General features: G+C 40.9%; 19 protein-coding genes. 4 read left to right on the forward strand and 15 right to left on the reverse strand.

What is annotated here, in order from left to right; genetic code table 11:
* Position 1: 1 nt before the first annotated feature.
* The 11 genes from PTI45_RS20795 to PTI45_RS20845 all read right to left on the reverse strand — a co-directional run bounded on the left by PTI45_RS20795 (position 2) and on the right by PTI45_RS20845 (position 10,153).
* Positions 2-544: a DapH/DapD/GlmU-related protein gene (locus tag PTI45_RS20795; RefSeq protein WP_175425238.1), complete on the reverse strand. Its 543-nt coding sequence runs from the start codon at positions 542-544 to the stop codon at positions 2-4.
* A gap of 65 nt (positions 545-609) precedes the next feature.
* Positions 610-1,770, reverse strand: coding sequence for a glycosyltransferase family 4 protein (locus PTI45_RS20800; protein WP_069329500.1), 1,161 nt, complete (start codon positions 1,768-1,770; stop codon positions 610-612).
* Positions 1,771-2,071: 301 nt separating this feature from the next.
* Entirely contained in the window at positions 2,072-3,436 is a 1,365-nt protein-coding gene (locus PTI45_RS20805) for a flippase (protein WP_069329501.1), read from the reverse strand.
* 95 nt (positions 3,437-3,531) lie between these two features.
* A complete protein-coding gene (gmd, locus tag PTI45_RS20810) occupies positions 3,532-4,515 on the reverse strand; it encodes a GDP-mannose 4,6-dehydratase (protein ID WP_069329502.1) in 984 nt (327 codons plus the stop codon).
* A gap of 64 nt (positions 4,516-4,579) precedes the next feature.
* Positions 4,580-5,518: a GDP-L-fucose synthase family protein gene (locus tag PTI45_RS20815; RefSeq protein WP_069329503.1), complete on the reverse strand. Its 939-nt coding sequence runs from the start codon at positions 5,516-5,518 to the stop codon at positions 4,580-4,582.
* Positions 5,519-5,555: 37 nt separating this feature from the next.
* Entirely contained in the window at positions 5,556-6,251 is a 696-nt protein-coding gene (locus PTI45_RS20820; RefSeq protein WP_069329504.1) for a sugar transferase, read from the reverse strand.
* Positions 6,251-7,159, reverse strand: coding sequence for a UTP--glucose-1-phosphate uridylyltransferase GalU (gene galU / locus PTI45_RS20825; RefSeq protein WP_069329505.1), 909 nt, complete (start codon positions 7,157-7,159; stop codon positions 6,251-6,253). The genes PTI45_RS20820 and galU overlap by 1 nt, the downstream gene beginning before the upstream one ends.
* 374 nt (positions 7,160-7,533) lie before the next feature.
* The gene (locus tag PTI45_RS20830; RefSeq protein WP_069329506.1) at positions 7,534-8,208 is read right to left on the reverse strand and encodes a CpsD/CapB family tyrosine-protein kinase; all 675 of its coding nucleotides are present in this window, start codon (positions 8,206-8,208) and stop codon (positions 7,534-7,536) included.
* Positions 8,192-8,941, reverse strand: coding sequence for a YveK family protein (locus PTI45_RS20835; protein WP_069329507.1), 750 nt, complete (start codon positions 8,939-8,941; stop codon positions 8,192-8,194). Before PTI45_RS20835 ends, PTI45_RS20830 begins: the two co-directional genes overlap by 17 nt.
* A 344-nt stretch (positions 8,942-9,285) precedes the next feature.
* Complete coding sequence (locus PTI45_RS20840) at positions 9,286-9,582, reverse strand: hypothetical protein (protein ID WP_069329508.1); 297 nt, start codon at positions 9,580-9,582, stop codon at positions 9,286-9,288.
* A 202-nt stretch (positions 9,583-9,784) separates the two neighbouring features.
* Positions 9,785-10,153, reverse strand: a complete 369-nt coding sequence (locus tag PTI45_RS20845) for a hypothetical protein (RefSeq protein WP_069329509.1) — start codon at positions 10,151-10,153, stop codon at positions 9,785-9,787.
* A gap of 462 nt (positions 10,154-10,615) precedes the next feature.
* On the opposite strand from PTI45_RS20845, the gene mscL reads away from it, so the two are divergent.
* Positions 10,616-11,092 (forward strand): large conductance mechanosensitive channel protein MscL, encoded by a 477-nt coding sequence (gene mscL / locus PTI45_RS20850; RefSeq protein WP_069329510.1) that lies wholly within the window; start codon positions 10,616-10,618, stop codon positions 11,090-11,092.
* A 110-nt stretch (positions 11,093-11,202) separates the two neighbouring features.
* Here mscL and PTI45_RS20855 read toward each other — a convergent pair whose 3' ends face one another.
* Entirely contained in the window at positions 11,203-11,508 is a 306-nt protein-coding gene (locus PTI45_RS20855) for a hypothetical protein (RefSeq protein ID WP_069329511.1), read from the reverse strand.
* Between the two features lie 170 nt (positions 11,509-11,678).
* On the opposite strand from PTI45_RS20855, the gene PTI45_RS20860 reads away from it, so the two are divergent.
* Positions 11,679-12,308: an NUDIX hydrolase gene (locus PTI45_RS20860; RefSeq protein WP_069329512.1), complete on the forward strand. Its 630-nt coding sequence runs from the start codon at positions 11,679-11,681 to the stop codon at positions 12,306-12,308.
* Here PTI45_RS20860 and PTI45_RS20865 read toward each other — a convergent pair.
* Positions 12,305-13,099 carry a TrmB family transcriptional regulator gene (locus tag PTI45_RS20865; protein WP_069329513.1) on the reverse strand — a complete coding sequence of 265 codons (795 nt, stop codon included), beginning with the start codon at positions 13,097-13,099 and terminating at the stop codon, positions 12,305-12,307. The two genes, PTI45_RS20860 and PTI45_RS20865, sit on opposite strands and share 4 nt — an antisense overlap.
* Positions 13,100-13,194: 95 nt before the next feature.
* Positions 13,195-14,034 (reverse strand): zinc ribbon domain-containing protein, encoded by an 840-nt coding sequence (locus tag PTI45_RS20870; protein WP_069329514.1) that lies wholly within the window; start codon positions 14,032-14,034, stop codon positions 13,195-13,197.
* Between the two features lie 230 nt (positions 14,035-14,264).
* On the opposite strand from PTI45_RS20870, the gene PTI45_RS20875 reads away from it, so the two are divergent.
* Both PTI45_RS20875 and PTI45_RS20880 read left to right on the forward strand, forming a co-directional pair.
* Complete coding sequence (locus PTI45_RS20875) at positions 14,265-16,346, forward strand: ATP-dependent helicase (RefSeq protein ID WP_069329515.1); 2,082 nt, start codon at positions 14,265-14,267, stop codon at positions 16,344-16,346.
* 97 nt (positions 16,347-16,443) lie between these two features.
* Positions 16,444-17,187 (forward strand): GTP pyrophosphokinase, encoded by a 744-nt coding sequence (locus PTI45_RS20880; RefSeq protein WP_069329516.1) that lies wholly within the window; start codon positions 16,444-16,446, stop codon positions 17,185-17,187.
* Positions 17,188-17,256: 69 nt separating this feature from the next.
* On the opposite strand, the gene PTI45_RS20885 is transcribed toward PTI45_RS20880, so the two are convergent.
* Positions 17,257-17,970: a hypothetical protein gene (locus tag PTI45_RS20885; protein WP_069329517.1), complete on the reverse strand. Its 714-nt coding sequence runs from the start codon at positions 17,968-17,970 to the stop codon at positions 17,257-17,259.
* Positions 17,971-17,981 lie beyond the last annotated feature (11 nt).

The raw sequence follows: 17,981 nt of genomic DNA on the forward strand, positions 1-17,981 counted from the left end.
ATTATTCTACTCCTTCCAAGTGCTTAATGACTTTAGCCGGTACTCCAGCAGCAATACAATTAGGGGGAATCGAGCTAGCGACAATACTGCCTGCTCCGATTACACTATTGCGACCAATCGTTACTCCTTTGAGTACAATCGCATTCGCACCCACCCATACATTATCTTCAATGATCGTATCGGCTTTACCCACATCTAGCGGATTTTTGTTGAAGCGGCGATTCTCTGGCTTAATCGGATGAAAATCAGTATCACTGATCTGTACGTTTACGCCCAGCATCACTTGATGACCGATACTTACACGCGATACGGCACAAATGCTCGCTCCGCTGATGCCTACATCATCGCCGATCTCAATCACTGCTCCTTCTGCAAGGGTACGAATCACTGTACGATGATTAAGACCTATCGGATTGCTATAATCCGATGAACACAAAATAGCGTTATGTCCGATTCGAATCGAGCTTCCCTTTTCTCGATCCACAATCGGCATTCCTACAGCGATCAAGTTGTTACCAAATTGAATCTGCTGTTCTTTCAGCATTCTCCGGGTGAAGACGGTAGAACACTTTTTAGCTATTTTGCGTTTGAAGCGTATAAAGCTTGTGATCATACCGTTTCCCTAACAAAGAATCGGTTATAGAAATCAAATGTCCGCTTGGTGTTCTTACGCGCATCGAAGTTCTCTTCTGCAAAAGCCAGTGCATTTTGAGAAAGCTTCTCGTACAATGCTTTGTCTGTACCGATCTTAACCATATAATCTTCCATCGCTTTGTGATTACGATCCTCGAACAGGAAGCCTGTTTTGTTATGAAGAATCAGTTCATTCGGTCCACCAATATTGGTAGCAATCGCTGGTTTCTTCATCGAGGCTGCTTCGATAATACTGCGTGAAAAGTGAGGTTCTACAAACGGGCACATCATCACATTACTTGCGGCAATCAATTGCGGTACATCATCACGGAAAGCCAGTGTAATGATCTGATCATTTCCTTTAGCTTCTGCCATAACTTTGTCTTCATACGCATTATTTTTATTAAAGTAAAATCCACCAACGATCAACTTGAAGTTCGGATGATCTTTGCTGATTTTGTTAAATGACTTCACCAGATCCAATACTCCATTGCCTGTTACTACACGACCAATGTACAAAAAGACGATATCGTCATCGTCTATACCGAGTTCCCGACGAACAGGAGTCCCGTTTACATCTGGATTGTAGGTTCCAAAGTCCACGAAGTTGTATACGACTTCTAATTCTTTACCATTACTATCCACCGTCTCGGAATCGAACTGATCGATAGAGATATAACCGTCTACATATTTGTGATTCATACGCTTCAAGATATTTCCGGCAAATGAGTTCAACAGCGGTTCACGTACGTGACAGACCACTTTAGTATCTGGAGATACTTTTTTAACGGCTTTTGCCACTTGGAACAAACATGTGCTGTTCAAATGAACGATATCTGGTTTGTATTTACGAATATATTTTTTAGCTTGAAAATAAGTTGGTAATGCTCCGATCAGATTACGGATAAACAACTTCGGTCTCATGCCAGAAACTGTTGATCCGTGGAAAGGAAACATGCCTTTAGCCACTTCTACAGGTAATCCACCGGATTCCAACAGTTTTACTGCCGGGCCATTGCGAATCGTTAGCACATGTCCGTCAAATTTGGTCTTATCCAGATGACTAATGAGATAAGTCAGACTTTTCGGTGCTCCGCCCATGAATCCTGAATGATGGACATATAGTACTTTTTTCATCAGCTCTTACCTCCTTATGTCTGTGATTAAAATGCTTTGAAACGATCAGCTTGTAGTGACTTCGAGTGACACCGCTACGGCAATTGAATCGTTCTAACGATCGCTGTTAAGATCGGATATTTTGAAATACTGCTTATCGCAGTTGATATCAGAATCTTAAAGGCGAACGCTTCGCTTCTAACGAACGATTCAATTTCCTTCGCTATGGCGCTCTTTAATCACTACGCTGATCTTTCAAAAATGATTTGTAAGCAAGATATAATATCGGTCTGCATTGTGAAGCAAACCCTTTTAATGTAGATTAGTTATTGGTTCTGACTTCACGTTTGCCGGGTCTAAGTTTGTTGAAGATGGCGGTGAAGGGAGAGATTAGTGTTTTGGACATCATGATTCCGGATACGCGGGTTTCTTTGAATAAGAAAGTAAATGCGTAACTCGATACGATAAATGCCACCACTGTTCCCATCGCTGCGCCGACTCCACCGAACATGGGAATCAGAATTAAGTTAATTCCGACTTTGGCAACAGCACCCATGACCTGACTGATCAGTTCAAAGCGATACAATCCTTCGCTAATGATCCATTTATTTAAGGCAGCTCTCATAAAGACGAAAAGACATGCCCATACGTGAATCACCAGAATACTGATGGCGCCTGTGTATTCTTGACCGTATAAGATCGAGATCACCGGTTTAGCCATAAACGTGACGACAATACAGATAGCCAGTGCGAACCAGAACAACATGTTGTACAACTTTTGCAGTTCGGCTTTGTAAATATCAGGGCCTAGTTGCTTGTTTTTGATCATACTCGGAAAGTACGATGCAGCGACTACGGTTGGTATGACGTACCATACTTCAGATAGTCTAGCAGCTACAGCGTATACTCCAACGGCTGTCTCATTGATCATGTAGTTCAGCATAACCTGATCAATTTTGAGATAGATGATCGTGGAGATTCCGGCTACGATCAAAGGCCATGAGCTATTCATCAACCGTTTACCAAGCGGCCAATTAAATGACCATTTGGTGAATTGAATTTTGTTTCCCTGTGTGAATAGTAGGAAAAGAAATCCAAGAATTAACTCTAGTGCATATGAAACTGCGAACCAGATTAATGGTGCGTGCATGACGACAAGCACTATTTTCATAATGGTGGTTAATGCAAAAGCAGCACCTTTGGCATAGACAGCATATTTGGCTTCCACGACTGAATCGAACCACTGGGAAATCACATCCAGCGGTTGAAACAGAAGGTTAGCTGCAATAATGACCATGCTCCACTGTACGACTGGATCTTGTCCAGGCAGTGTAAAAGAAGCAACAACGGTAATTGCAAAAGCAATCAATCCACTAAACAGACGTAATAATGAGACTGTTCCGAGAATTTCCGTTTTATTATCAGGGTCTTGCACCAGTTCTTTGACAATAATATTAGCAAGTCCTAATGGAACAACAGCACCAATAATAGTGACAAAAGCAATCGCGAAATTATATTGTCCAAATTGCTCGGGACCCAGATAACGCGCTATCCAGATACTGATGATCATGTTGATCGCAAGTCGTCCGAACTTGTCCATGATCTGCCAGTTGGTATTGAAAAAGATTTTGCGTTTCTCTGGCGTCATCGAAAATTTCTTTCGCATTTTGGCGATCGGGTTAGCCATGTGGTTATCATCTCACTTCATCATTTTGCAAAAGTCCGTGGCAGTAAGTTACCCCTTAACTGATCTTTTCCTACTCGCTTTATGAAAGGAATCGATTAATATACAGGTACTTCTACTGGTCTTCCAGCATGACGTTTAAGATCTGCGTCCACCATGTTTGCTACCAATTGTTTGAAACCAACTTCCAATTCCCAGCCCAATTCTTGCTTCGCTTTCGTGCAATCACCAAGCAACAAGTCTACTTCTGCTGGACGAACAAATTTCTCATCAATGACTACATAGTCTCTCCAGTTCAGACCCACATGATCAAAAGCAACTTGTACTAGCTCTTCAACCGTGTGCATTTCACCTGTAGAGATAACGAAATCGTCCGGTGTATCTTGTTGAAGCATCAACCACATTGCTTTAACATAGTCTCCTGCAAAGCCCCAGTCACGTTGAGAATCCAAGTTACCTAGACGAAGCTCTTTGGCTAGACCCAATTTGATCTGTGCTACACCGTCAGTAACTTTACGAGTTACGAATTCAAGACCACGACGTGGTGATTCATGATTGAACAAGATACCAGAGCAAGCGAACATGTTGAAGCTTTCACGATAGTTAACTGTGATCCAGTGTCCATATAATTTAGCGACGCCGTAAGGGCTACGCGGATAGAAAGGTGTTGTCTCGATTTGCGGGATAGCTTGTACTTTACCGAACATTTCACTACTGGATGCTTGGTAGAAACGAGCATCTGGCTTAGCAATACGTACTGCTTCTAACATGTTCGTTACAGCAAGTGCAGTCAGTTGACCTGTCGCAATCGGTTGTGGCCAAGAAGCCGCTACGAATGATTGGGCTGCCAAGTTGTATACTTCATCCGGATTAGAAATACGTACCGCTTCGATCAATGAAGCCAAATCCGTCAAATCGCCTGAAATCCATTCGATTTTATCTTGGATATGCGCTACATTTTCATAGTTCGGTGTACTTGTTCTGCGGCGAAGTCCAAATACTTGATATCCTTTTTCTAAAAGCAATTCCGCCAGGTAAGATCCATCTTGTCCAGTAACTCCAGTAATTAGTGCTCTTTTCATAATTAATTCCCTCCACAGTATGTTTTTATTTTTTTAAAATATATTTGAAATGTATGAGTTTAATTTATTGATTTACAGCAACCGTATTACGGAAATCAGCATAGACAGCGCGGATACCTTCTTCTAAAGGAATACTTGCTTTCCAGCCCAATGCGTTAATTTTAGTTGTATCCACCAATTTACGTGGTGTACCATCTGGCACGCTTGAGTTAAATACTAAGTCGCCTTCGTACCCAACAATGTTTTTGATCATCAACGCCAGGTCTTTGATCGCGATATCTTCACCAACACCCACATTCACGATTTGGTTATCTTCGTAGTTGTCCATTAAGAACAAGCACGCATCTGCAAGATCATCCGCATGTAGGAATTCACGTTTTGGTGTTCCTGTGCCCCAAATTTCAACCGTTGGGCTGTTATTTTCTTTGGCTTCATGAATTTTGCGTACCAATGCTGGCAACACATGAGACGATTTAAGATCGAAGTTATCATTCGGACCATACATATTCGTAGGCATTGCTGAGATAAATCGTGAACCGTATTGACGGTTGTAAGATTCACACATTTTGATACCTGCGATTTTGGCAATCGCATAAGGTTCGTTTGTTGGTTCCAACTCGCCTGTTAGAAGATATTCTTCTTTAAGCGGCTGTGGTGCGAACTTCGGATAGATACAAGTTGATCCTAAGAACAACAATTTCTGTACTCCGTTAAAGTGAGCTGCATCGATAACATTTGTCTGAATCAATAAATTGTCGCGAATGAAATCAGCAGGGAAATCGTTGTTAGCCGCAATACCGCCTACTTTTGCTGCGGCTAGGAAGACATAATCAATCTTTTCTTGTTCAAAAAAGCGATACACATCGTCTAGTTTACGCAAGTCCAATTCAGAACTACTGCGATAGATTAAGTTATTATATCCTTGTTTTTGTAGCGCACGTAGGATTGCAGATCCAACCAACCCTTTATGTCCAGCCACATAGATTTTGGCATCTTTATTCATTAATGTGTCACCTCGTCCTTATCTTATGATGTTGTTCTCAAAACGCGTCTTTAGAACCGAAAAGGACTCTAACTGTTTTGAAAAGAATATAAATGTCGAACAGGATTCCTCTTTTCTCAATATATTTCAGGTCTAGATCAACCATTTCTTCAAAGCTTAATTCATTACGTCCGCTTACCTGCCATAATCCGGTACATCCCGGTATAACACTTAGACGCAATTTGTCACGTTTAGTATATTCTTCGACTTCTCTTGGCAATGGAGGACGTGGTCCAACCAGACTCATATCACCGCGAAGTACATTCCACAATTGTGGAAGTTCATCGATACTCGTTTTACGAATAAAGCGTCCGATACGAGTAATACGTGGATCGTCTTTCATTTTGAACATCGCACCCTGGATTTCATTCTTCTCTAATAGTTCTTTCAGACGCTCTTCGGCATCCGATACCATTGATCTGAACTTGTACATCCTAAATGGCTGTTCATCTTTACCGATCCGTGTCTGATAGAAAAATACTTTTCCTTTGGAGTCCTCAACTTTAATCAAAATGCCAAGTACAATGAAGAGCGGTGACAATACAATCAGACCGAGCAATGAGCAAAAGATATCCAACATGCGTTTCATCAGTACATAAAAACGTAATCTAGCTGACGTTTTACCAACATGTCTTGCATAAAATTCGCTATAGTTCGCCCAGGCTTCCGCTTCACTCCCTTGTCTTGGAGTCATTAGCTATCACCTCTTACCACGAGCAACTCTTCTTGCAGTAACTCTCTTTCCAATGTTTCTTTAAGAGAACGCAATAAAGGTGCTTTCAGGTCTTCGTTTCGTAACGCAAATTCGATCGTTGTTTGAATAAAACCTAATTTTTCACCTACATCATAGCGTGTACCCTGGAAATCATAAGCGAATACTTGTTGCAATTCATTTAAGCGTTGAATCGCATCTGTCAGTTGAATCTCTCCACCTGCGCCTACTTCTTGCTCTCCTAGAAATTCAAAGATTTCCGGTGTAAGCACATAACGTCCCATGATCGCTAGATTGGATGGTGCTTGACCTGCTGGCGGTTTTTCTACAAATTGGCGAACTTGATGAAGTCGACCAAATTGTTCCGACGGATCAATAATTCCATATCGATGTGTCTGATCTTCAGCAACGGTTTGTACACCGATAACTGATTTCTCAGTAAGCTCGTATTGTTCAATCAATTGACGTGTACAAGGCGTATCGGATTGTACGATATCATCACCCAATAACACGGCAAATGGTTCGTCTCCAATAAAATTACGTGCACACCATACTGCATGCCCTAATCCTTTTGGCTCTTTCTGCCGAATATAATGTATATCGACTTTAGAAGACTTCTGAACTTCATCCAGCAAATCCAATTTGCCTTTTTCCAACAGAGTCGCTTCTAATTCAAAAGCATTGTCAAAATGATCTTCAATCGCACGTTTACCTTTACCAGTTACGATAATAATGTCTTCAATACCCGAAGCGATAGCTTCCTCAACGATATATTGGATCGTTGGTTTGTCTACGATCGGTAGCATTTCTTTCGGCATAGCTTTGGTTGCTGGCAAAAAGCGTGTGCCTAGCCCCGCCGCGGGAATGATAGCTTTACGAACCTTCTTCATAAAATCACGCCCTATCCTGTTTTTTTTGTTTTTGTGCATCATGCTGGCCAAGTTGCAGGTATGTAAGCATTTCGATCTCAACCTTTTCATAGAAGGTGAGGTCGCTGCTTAGAGCCTATTGTTGCGGTAGGAAGTCTGAAGACAGGAGTTATATTCTCTCCAATGGTTTTTTACTATAACGCACATCTTCAGCATCTTCATATTCAGGCTCTCTTACATTATAAGAATGCGGGCATTTAACCCGTCCTCACCATCATACCCTTGACGATAAACGTCTAAGGCTACTTACATAGCCCACAGCATGACCGAGTATCTCCAGTGATATGGGTGCAGGAGACATTACCCCAAGCTTGACCTATATAGTTGTAAGTCAATTATTGCTCTTCATGATAAGCCGTTGATAATGTTTTGCGACTCGCTTGATTGAGTACCGCTCCTAATACATGAGCACCTACAAATTCAAGACTTGCTGTCGCTTTGACAATATCTTTACGACTGGCTCCACCTGCTTTGATAACCATGACAACACCCTCACATAGCGGCGTCGCTACCTGTGCATCGGTAAATGGTAACAACGGCGGTGTATCGAGAATTACAAGATCGTATTCGGACTTCACTTCTTCCATTAATGCTTCCATCCGTTTTGAACCCAAGATTTCAGAAGGATTCGGAGGTACAGCACCGGAAGTCATTACACTCAGATTCAATGTTCGTGTCGATTGAATTGCTTTGGATAGATCGTCTTTATCAAATAACACATTGGATAACCCGATATTGTTAGAAATGTTAAAAATACGATGCATGGCTGGATTACGTAAGTCTCCATCAATAATGAGTACGCTACGCCCTGTCTCAGCATATGCTATAGCTAGATTAGCAACAGTTGTACTTTTACCTTCGCCCAATGTAGCAGAAGTGACGATAATGCTTTTCACTTTGGCATCCAATCGGGAAAAATCGATATTTGTACGCAGACCTTTATAAGATTCTGCGATCAATGACTTTGGATTCTCTTTGGTAATTAACGGCCATTTAAGTGTGGTTGGCACGTTCTCCACCTCCTGTAAACGGCTTAGCTGGTACTCTTTCTTTTGCCGTCATATCTTCTTCTTTCATTTTGGCAATCACTCCAAGCACAGGCATTCCGAGAACATCGCGGATATCTTCCTCGCTTTTGATGGAATCGTCCATATACTCCAACAAGAAAGCAATAGCGATACCCACAACCACAGACAATACTAATGCAATAAGAACAAATAACATTGGGCTTGTTGTAATCGGTGCTGTAGGAACACTAGGATCTGCTTTGTCCAAAATAATAATGTTATCAAAATTCATTAGTGTTGGAATCTCACGTTGGAACACGGCTGCAATCGCATTTACTTTTTTAGCAGCACCTTCATAAGATGTATCCACTACCGATACAGACATAACTTGTGTTTCATTGACTGCATTCACACTCACCTGATTGATCAACTGAGAAGCGTTAGCATTCAAATCTGGATACTCTTTTACCACTTTGTTCATAATGGCAGGCGTTTTAATAATTTCTTTGTACGTTTTGATTAACTGAATATTAGAGTTGATCGCTCCGATATTAGCAGTTGTACTATCCTCACCTGCTGTTGGACTACTGTTTACAACCAATTTGGCTGTAGCACTGTATTGCGGGCTATTTGTCATATAAGCGTACACGCCAGTTCCGACCGTAATCACCACAATAATCAAAAGTACCAACCATAATCGCTTTTTAATAATATTAAAATATTGTTTAATCTCCACAATCCTACCTCCAATTACGTATAAGTTGAACGGATCTTCAGGCTACGAACCTAGGCGACCGTTCTTTATGTGTATATTGAATGACTTCAACACTCCTCCTATTTTGAAAATATCCCCTGATGACCAATGCCTAACATGACTCCACCCAAGTTGTATCACAATCAGTTACAGTCTGTCATTTATTTATTACAAATTTGTAACATAGTTTGAATAAGAAATAACGGCGTTCACATAATTCCTAGATTACGAGAGATAGCCGTCTATTGTGACTGGGTTGGAATCGCTAGAGTATCACAACTCTGTCCATAAATCTAATTGTGTGTACTGCAATAGTAGGAAACATCTTAGGTGCCGAGGTTAGCAAATGTTGTAACTTCTTCATCAGCCACATGATCCGGATACACCTGATAGGGGTTTGACGGAGTTTGAAAAAAGGTTTGTGTATGAAGTGGTTGTTTAGCTGCCCATTGAGTTGAAATAGCTGTCCATTCACTTTGACTTGTCTCCAACACTTCTTCGTTAACTGATGTCCTTGATTCTATATGAGTCTTTTCTTGAAGCGGACCGTCAATCAATCGAATCAGCATAAATACTTCTTGAGGCGTACCCTCCATATCAATACCTTTAAAACTGATTTTCATCACGCGCCCACCTCTCTTAAAATGATTTTATAATTTCATCGCATAATAGCTAATCTTCTAAATTATTACATTTGTGTAATATGATTTCCAATCCAAAAGTTATTCGTTTTGAATAACTCCTGCGCTCATTATAATGCGTTCTGAAAATTTTGTAAACCTCTTTCAATTGCAAATTTTCTTACATTTTACTTTTTTAGGCAATTTACTTCTCTTGTTTTGTGATAAATCCTTCCAAAGTACCGCCATTATTTATATGTTTTACAAGATCATCTGCACTGGCTGTTAGACCTGATTGTTTGAAAAGTAAGTCTACTAACACAGCAACATTGACTCCATTTTGCGTATTTGTATGCAAAGGACGATATGTTTTACCTTCATAAATGCCATACTGATGGGATATTTCTTTAGGTAATGGAGAAGTTGCTTTCGTAAGCCATTCATTGACATCAAAATCTTTATTGCTTTCTTTTTCCTGTTTGAGCGATGGATCTACGGAAAGTTTATGAAAGAAAGCTTTAACACCATTCCGCTTTTGAATCCACTGATCATTAAGGACGTTCTGGTTTCTCACAGTTATTTCCCTCCTGTTAATCCTGTCTCTTTTTATTCGTTTCGCATAATTATAAAATAGGTTATCTGAAAATCATGTCGAAATCTAGTATAAAAATAAAACTTTATTTATTTAAATTTCGACTTTCTATCCCTTTTGAACTGAGCAGAAAGCAACACTAAATGTCGGATGACTATACCTAAGACTCACTTTATTTGAGCAAAGTATCTAAATTGAGTCTTATTATCTAGTTCCCAATCGAATAATAGGTAACTAATTGGACAATTCAAATTTTAGGTTTATAGCCTATTATCTTCTTTACATGATTATAATTAGGAGTATAAAGTCTAAATAGTTGTCATTATTCCATTTCTTCCACTGTATTACTTATGTTACGATTGAATTGTTCAAAAGGCATAATGGAGCATTACCCCAAAGTAACGTGAATTATTCATAAATGCTAAAAGAGAGGAATAAAGAACTATGGGATTGTTAAAAGAATTTAAAGAGTTTGCGGTACGCGGTAACGTGATCGATCTTGCAGTTGGGGTTATTATCGGAGCGGCTTTTGGTAAGATTGTCACTTCTGTCGTTAATGATATCATCATGCCTCCTGTTGGGAAATTGCTCGGAGGAACTAACTTTTCAGATTTATTCTGGGACTTAGACAAAACGTTCAGTGGTTCTACAGCAACATATGCTTCTCTTGCAGAGGCTCAGCAAGCAGGAGCGGCTGTTATCGCATACGGACAATTCATTAATACGGTTATCGACTTTCTGATCGTTGCTCTATGTGTGTTCCTATTAATCAAAGGAATCAATATGATGAAACGTAAAGAACACGAAAAGCCTGCACCTGAGAAAACTACACGCGAATGTCCATACTGCATGACTGAAATTTCAATCAAAGCCAGTCGTTGCCCGCAGTGTACATCCGAGCTACATAAGGCACATGCGTAAATATGCACAAAAAACCTCTTTCCATCAATACGGAAAGAGGTTTTTTATATAATCAGAATAGATTGCAACCTTGTAATCATTTTTCTGCTCCCTCTGTATCATTATACATATTAGATAGGGCGATTAGAGGTAGGCAACAAGTTGGACAGTATTCCTTTTAAATCCCGATCTTCTGTAAACTTTTTATCACCAGTATCCAGTTCTTTTATACGAATATGCTGAAAAGGAGCAGGCGACTGGGTAGGCATAAAGCGTAAAGAATCTCCTCTGTCTGCGGTCACTTCATATTTCATATCTTTGAACATTTCTTCCAACTGTTCTGTTGTAGGTGCTTTGCCATCTTCGACAAAAACAAGACCTCTTAACGCCTTCACTTCATGGTCATGAATAACATCAAATTTTACAATACATTCCATTGTTTCTCATCCTCTCCGTATATTAGTATTTCTTCTCTGTAAGAACTCTACTATTATAATAGTAGAAAGTCGTTTTTTTTACGTAGCCAAAACAACTTATAATTCAATAATAGAACAAATATGTGCTGTTTGAATATGAACTATTTAACTTTGAAGGGAAGTGTCACCAAATGGTAACAACTGAAATGCTCGATATCTATGATGAACAAGATCAACATTTAGGTACATGTGAACGCTCTGAGGTTCATCGACTAGGACACTGGCATCATACTTTTCATTGCTGGTTAATCCGGGATACTGTTGAAGGAAGACAATTGGTTTTTCAAAAGCGTCATACTGATAAAGATACTTTTCCTGATATGTATGATATTACGGCTGCTGGTCATTTATCTGCGGGTGAGACGTTTATAGATGCTGCACGCGAAATTCAAGAAGAATTAGGACTTCCACTTCGATATGAACAATTAACTCATGTATTGGATATACGTGATGAGACATTTGGAAGTACTCGTCATGGAGCATTTATAGATCGTGAAGTCAGCAGTGTATTCGGTGCATTCAGTCCGTATGAACTTCCTAAGTATCAATTGCAACAAGATGAAGTCTCCGGTATTTTTGAAGCGCCTTTACAAGCCATGATCGAACTTTATCAAGGAAAATGCAATGAAGTGATGGCTTCTGGGGTCTATACGACAGATACCACAGCAACGATTCACAAGCTCACTGTACATCGTGAACAATTTGTTCCTCATGAAGGGCATTATTATATCGATGTTTTCCAGAAGCTGCTCACTCTTTAATCGATATCTTTGTGTACAAAGCTAGGCATATATTTATTTAAAATGTGTTCATATCCTTCTCCATAGCGCTGAATCAGCTCAGCACCCAGGTCATTTTCAAGTTCAAATAGAATAATTTCCTGGGCAAAATGCTGAAGTAACAATTCTACCATCAATGGATGTTCTGTAACGATTGCTTGAGCAGGCAATTCATCGCCTCTCATACCTACAATACACCAACGCCGATCGACCACCAGCCAGAACTTGCGTCCCCCTTGTTGACTCGCAGTTAAAGGCAACATGCCTGAGAATTTCCCATCTTCGTCACCTTCAAAAGACCAAAGTACTCGTACACCCCGTTGTTCTGCTCGCTCTAATCCTTGCCTTGACCATTTGGCTTCTTCCCGCCATATTCCTGCTACAATCTCTTCGCTCGCTTTATCCAGTTCACGATTCAATGTCTCAATCACTTTACGTTCTCCTTCTACAATAAAGAAAGAAGGTTGTTCATGAGTTTCACTAGGCATATGTTGTTCTAAATAAGTTAATGATTCGCCCATCTGACCTGAGATCATCTGAGTAAATTCTTTGATCGGCATCATCGTATAACGAGCAGGTTCGCCTGGTGTCAGTTGGATCACTCCTCGTGATACCAGACGTTGCAGTGTAGCATATACATTCGATCTTGATACACCCAGTCGCTTAGCCACTTCATAACCGGATTGTGTCCCTTGCTGAGTCAGACTTACCATCACTTTGGCTTCCAGTTCAGTAAACCCTAGATGGCGTAAATGGTTAAGCAATTGTTCCATCAGGTGCTTCATCCTTCCCGATTGGTGTTCAGAAGATGTCTATTGATGTATTGCAGATACGATCATCGTGCTTACCGAACAGAATAATGTTGAAATTATAGCTGTTCTGCGCCACAGTTCGGGCACCATTTGGAACCTTTTTGCAAAGAACTTCCGCATACCTGACAACTGAACATATCTGTTCCTAGTTCAGGTTCCATCTCTTCTTCGATCACTGGCGTAGATGTAGCTGTTGCCGCCGCAGGAATAACAGGCTTCTGCACAGGCTCTTGTTGCAACTCTTCTTTTTCCAATTTCACTTTCGGTTCAGGTTGAGCAGGGTAATCTTCTTCATCCGGGTTCTCATCGACACCTAGATTTTCTTTCCATGAACGAACCAGACGATCCAATTCTTCTTGACGTTCATGTTCTTCACGTAGACGATCGGCACGACGTGATTCTTCTTCGTCCACAGTCATGTCTTGTAACTCTTCGTCTTCTTCGTCCAATTCTTGTTCATACTGAGTAGGATAGACGATAGGTGAATTACGTTCATCATCTGGATCATCGCCAAATCCTTGCTCACGTTTAGACGCAACAGGTAACTTTTCCATTTTGCGTCCACAATTTGGACAGAAATTAGCTTCTAACGATACAACGGTTCCGCATTCGCATACCCGTTCGTTTTTCAAAACAGCAATCTTCGTATGCACTTCATCGATTTCTTCCATAAGAAGATCACATGCTTTGCACAAATCAGTCATCTCTTCTTCAGCAAGAGACATATCTCCGGCACGGTACCCTTCGTAAAATACTTGTCCCATCCGCAAATAATGAACCTCAATCTCGCGTTCAATATCTGTCACATGACCGTTTAAGCGGTTAATCTCTACTGCATTCTGTGCACGCTCGGTCGCTTTACCTGCGCCGCTTTTGAGCCGTTGCAACAAATTCATGACTGTTCTCCTCCTCTAATTCACATCATTTCATCATGTTCTCATGGATGAATGATCGTTACCGTTTTCATTGAATTTTTCATATGAATATACTCGGGGTACTACTTCAACTGCTATCTATCCATTATAATAGAAGGATATGTATAGCAGTACCTGGATACGGGTTGCTTCTATCATACCAAATTTCTGCTGTACTTGAAAAAGATAAGCCGGAAAGGAAGATTTATCTGTTGAAAGACACCCTATGGCAAGATTACCCGAGACCTCAAGGTATTCAACCGCATACAACTGTTCCGGCTGCCGAAAGCGCACCTCGTGATACCAGTATAACCCTTATTTCGGATGAAGAGGACGATGCTTCGTTTTTCCGTGCTCTGGAAAGTCAGGGTATTTTACTAAATGCACCGCAAATTGAAGCTGTTCGTCATGGCACAGGTCCACTTTTGGCATTGGCTGGAGCAGGTTGTGGCAAGACGACTGTATTGACTGCACGTGCAGGATATCTACTCTCTGTACGTAACATAGATCCGCGTCAGATTTTATTAGTGACATTTACCACTAAAGCCGCTGCTGAAATGAAATCCAGAATTGCCGCTTTGCCCGGCATCTCCGCCGCCAAAGCACGTGCTGTTGAAGCACGTACGTTTCATTCATTTGGGCTATTGATGCTTAGACGATATGGCAATCTGAAAGAAGAAATCTTCGGTGATGCACGTGCCCAACATGCGGTATTGCAACGTTTACGACGAGAAATTGGTTCGACAAGCACCACTCCACCCGAGACGTTACTAGCTACCTTATCGGCGATGAAGCTAGATGGCGGATCCGCAGAGGATCTACCTAAAGATACGCCTGAAGAGCGAGATCGTTGCGCTTTACTTTGTCGTTATGAAGAATGGAAGCAAGAATATCGCCGCATCGACTTTGATGATATCTTGTTACGTACCGATATATTGTTAAACGATCCACATACGTTAGCGATATTACAGGAACGTTTTCAATATGTGATGGTCGATGAATTTCAAGATAGTAACCGACTGCAATACGGAATGGTTCGTAAAATTGCAGATGCTCATCGCAATCTTATGGTGGTTGGTGATGATGATCAGACGATCTATTCATTTAATGGAGCGAAGCAAGAATACATTTTGAATTTTCCGCAAGAATATCCGGGAACCAAAATTATTGCACTTGATATTAATTATCGGAGTCATCCGCAGATTCTAGGTCTGGGTACACATATTGTGACTCATAATACAGCTCGGCATCACAAAGTATTGAAAGCTGGCGTAGCCGCAGGACAAGCTCCACGTTATCTGCGTCCTGCACATGCCGATGCTGAAGCCGATCAAGTGGTTCAACGATTGTTAGAACAACAAAAGCAAGGGATTCCGCTAGGTGATATTGCTTTACTTCATCGGACGATAAGCGGTACACGAGCAATTGCAGAACGATTGTTGATGGAAGATATTCCATTTATTCAATACGGTGAAGCTCCTGTTTTCTATGATCATGCACTGATTCGTCCGATTATGGATCATTTACGCTTAGCCGTTAAGCCTAGACGGATGGATGCTCTTCCCGGCGTGATAGGCCCACTCTATATCTCTAGAGATGCAGGGATGGATCATATTATGATGAAAGAACAGCAACAATCCAAAAAATATCCTTTAATTCATCTGTATCATTGGGATCGACTCAAATCTTTTCAGCGTCAACAAGTGAAAGATCGGATTGTGTTTCTCAAAAAAATCAAAGAAATGAAGCCACTGTATGCCATTCAAGAAATTCGGCGTGTATTTTATGATAAATTCGCCAGTGCAGACTTTAGTGGGCCAGCGACCCGTCACAAAGATACAATTCGTGAGACACTGGATGAACTTGAAAGTGCTGCTGGCAAATTTGCTACAGTAGAAGAAATGGTTAAGTTCGCCGATGAATTATCTATGAAACGTGAAAAAATGACTGAACTACTCAAGCAAGAATCACCGCAAGGTGTTCATCTGATGACAATTCATCGTGCCAAAGGATTAGAGTTCCCTTGTGTGTATCTGCTGGGTGCTTCGGAAGGTATTTTACCGCATGAAGCGGCTTTGCAAGATTTTGCACCTGAAGATGTGCGGGCTGCGCAAAACATGAAAGGCCCTGATAAAGAAGGGATACTGATGAAAGCCGCACTAGAAGAAGAACGCCGCATTGCTTATGTTGCCGTTACACGTGCCAAACAAGAGCTGTATGTGTCTTCGCCTGCAATGCATCATGGTAAAACAGTTGCGCCGTCACGCTTTTTGATCGAAGCATTTAAATCCTAACTATTCGTAGTCTTTATGCAAATGTAACGCTAGCTCTATAGCCTTATATTTTGTTTCCCTTTTCAACCCATGTACAATAGAAATAGAGGTGAATCGTATGAGTGAATTAGACAAGATTATTTCGCTAGATCTAAACAATCTAGATTTAGCTAAGCTTAAAGAAATCAGTGAACATGCCGATACACTTAAACAATTTGAAGAGTGGAAAAAGCTACCGATTTTGTATGAGCTAGCATTAGAAGAATTGCAGAATAAAATCAAATTAATTCAAGCCGAATGGGAATTAACCGATGGCTTTAGCCCGATCGAACATATTAAGACTCGTCTTAAAGATCCCAAAAGTATGATCGAAAAGCTTGTTCGTAAAGGACTGGATACAACGGTCGAAAATATTTTTGAACATATTCATGATATTGCAGGTATGCGTATCGTGTGTGCTTTTGTGCAAGATATTTATCGTATGTTCAACCATCTTCAACAACGTGAAGATATCAAGATTATCGAAATTAAAGATTATATTGCTAATCCCAAATCCAATGGATATCAAAGTCTTCATGTCATTGTAGCTGTTCCACTGGTCTTAATGGAAGGCAAACGTTGGATCAAAGTCGAGATTCAGTTACGTACACTGGCAATGGACTTCTGGGCAAGTCTTGAACATATTATTTTCTATAAATACGACAAACAAGTCCCTGCACATATTGTAAATGAACTGACAGAAGCTGCCAAAGCCGCAGATGAATTGGATCTTAAAATGCTAAATCTGCGTAAAGAAGTCCTTTCACTAGATGATTCGGTCACTCCTCCACCTCCATATGTACGCAAAGAATCATCAAATTAAGCTATAAATACACACCAAAAAGCATGCGATCTCCATCATAGGATGAGAATCGCATGCTTTTTGGTTCGTTTATGAGGCGACCGCTTCGAATGTAATTCGACTGACTTTCATTGCTCCAGCATCCCACTGATAATGCAAAATGGCTGTTCCGACCGCTTCACCATCTGCTAATTGAGCTGCCACTTCTGCGGTTAATGTATGATCTTCATCCAGACGATAATCAATAATATTGCCGAACTGAGGCAATTCATTTTTATCGGTAGCTTTCAAAGACAACTCGACCGCAGGCTGATCGGTGACAGTAGCTTTGACCGAAGCTGTTCCTGATTGATGCACCACTGAAAAGGAAACATGCGCTTTGGTATACGCTAGTGCATCCTCAACAGTGATTTCAGTCTGCTCTTTGGTCTCAATCACATGGGCTTCGGATATGTATACACCTGTTCCATAGCCTTTAGTCGTGATCACAATCATCTCTGCTTGCCCGTCCCCATTCAAATCTTGTTCATGAATCATCGGTTCATAACCCGGGTTGTTTACTGTCTCCCAGTCATACTGTTGCGCTTGCTCGCCCTGACCTTCATCAATCGCTATGTTGTGATAGACACCGTTCTTCTCTTCACTCGCATACAGACTGATCTTGCCTTCTTGAACCAATGGCGCAACTGACGCTTCAACAGATGGAGTCGACTTCTGAATCGATGCGCTTGGGTTAAACGCACATCCGGTCGCTTCCAACAGTAAAATAGTAGCAAATACCGTCATTTTCCGCCGATGGTTCATAGCTTCCCTCC

Origin of the sequence: Paenibacillus nuruki (genome assembly GCF_001721045.1) — a bacterium.
In the GTDB taxonomy this organism is placed as follows: Bacteria; Bacillota; Bacilli; order Paenibacillales; family Paenibacillaceae; genus Saccharibacillus; species Saccharibacillus nuruki.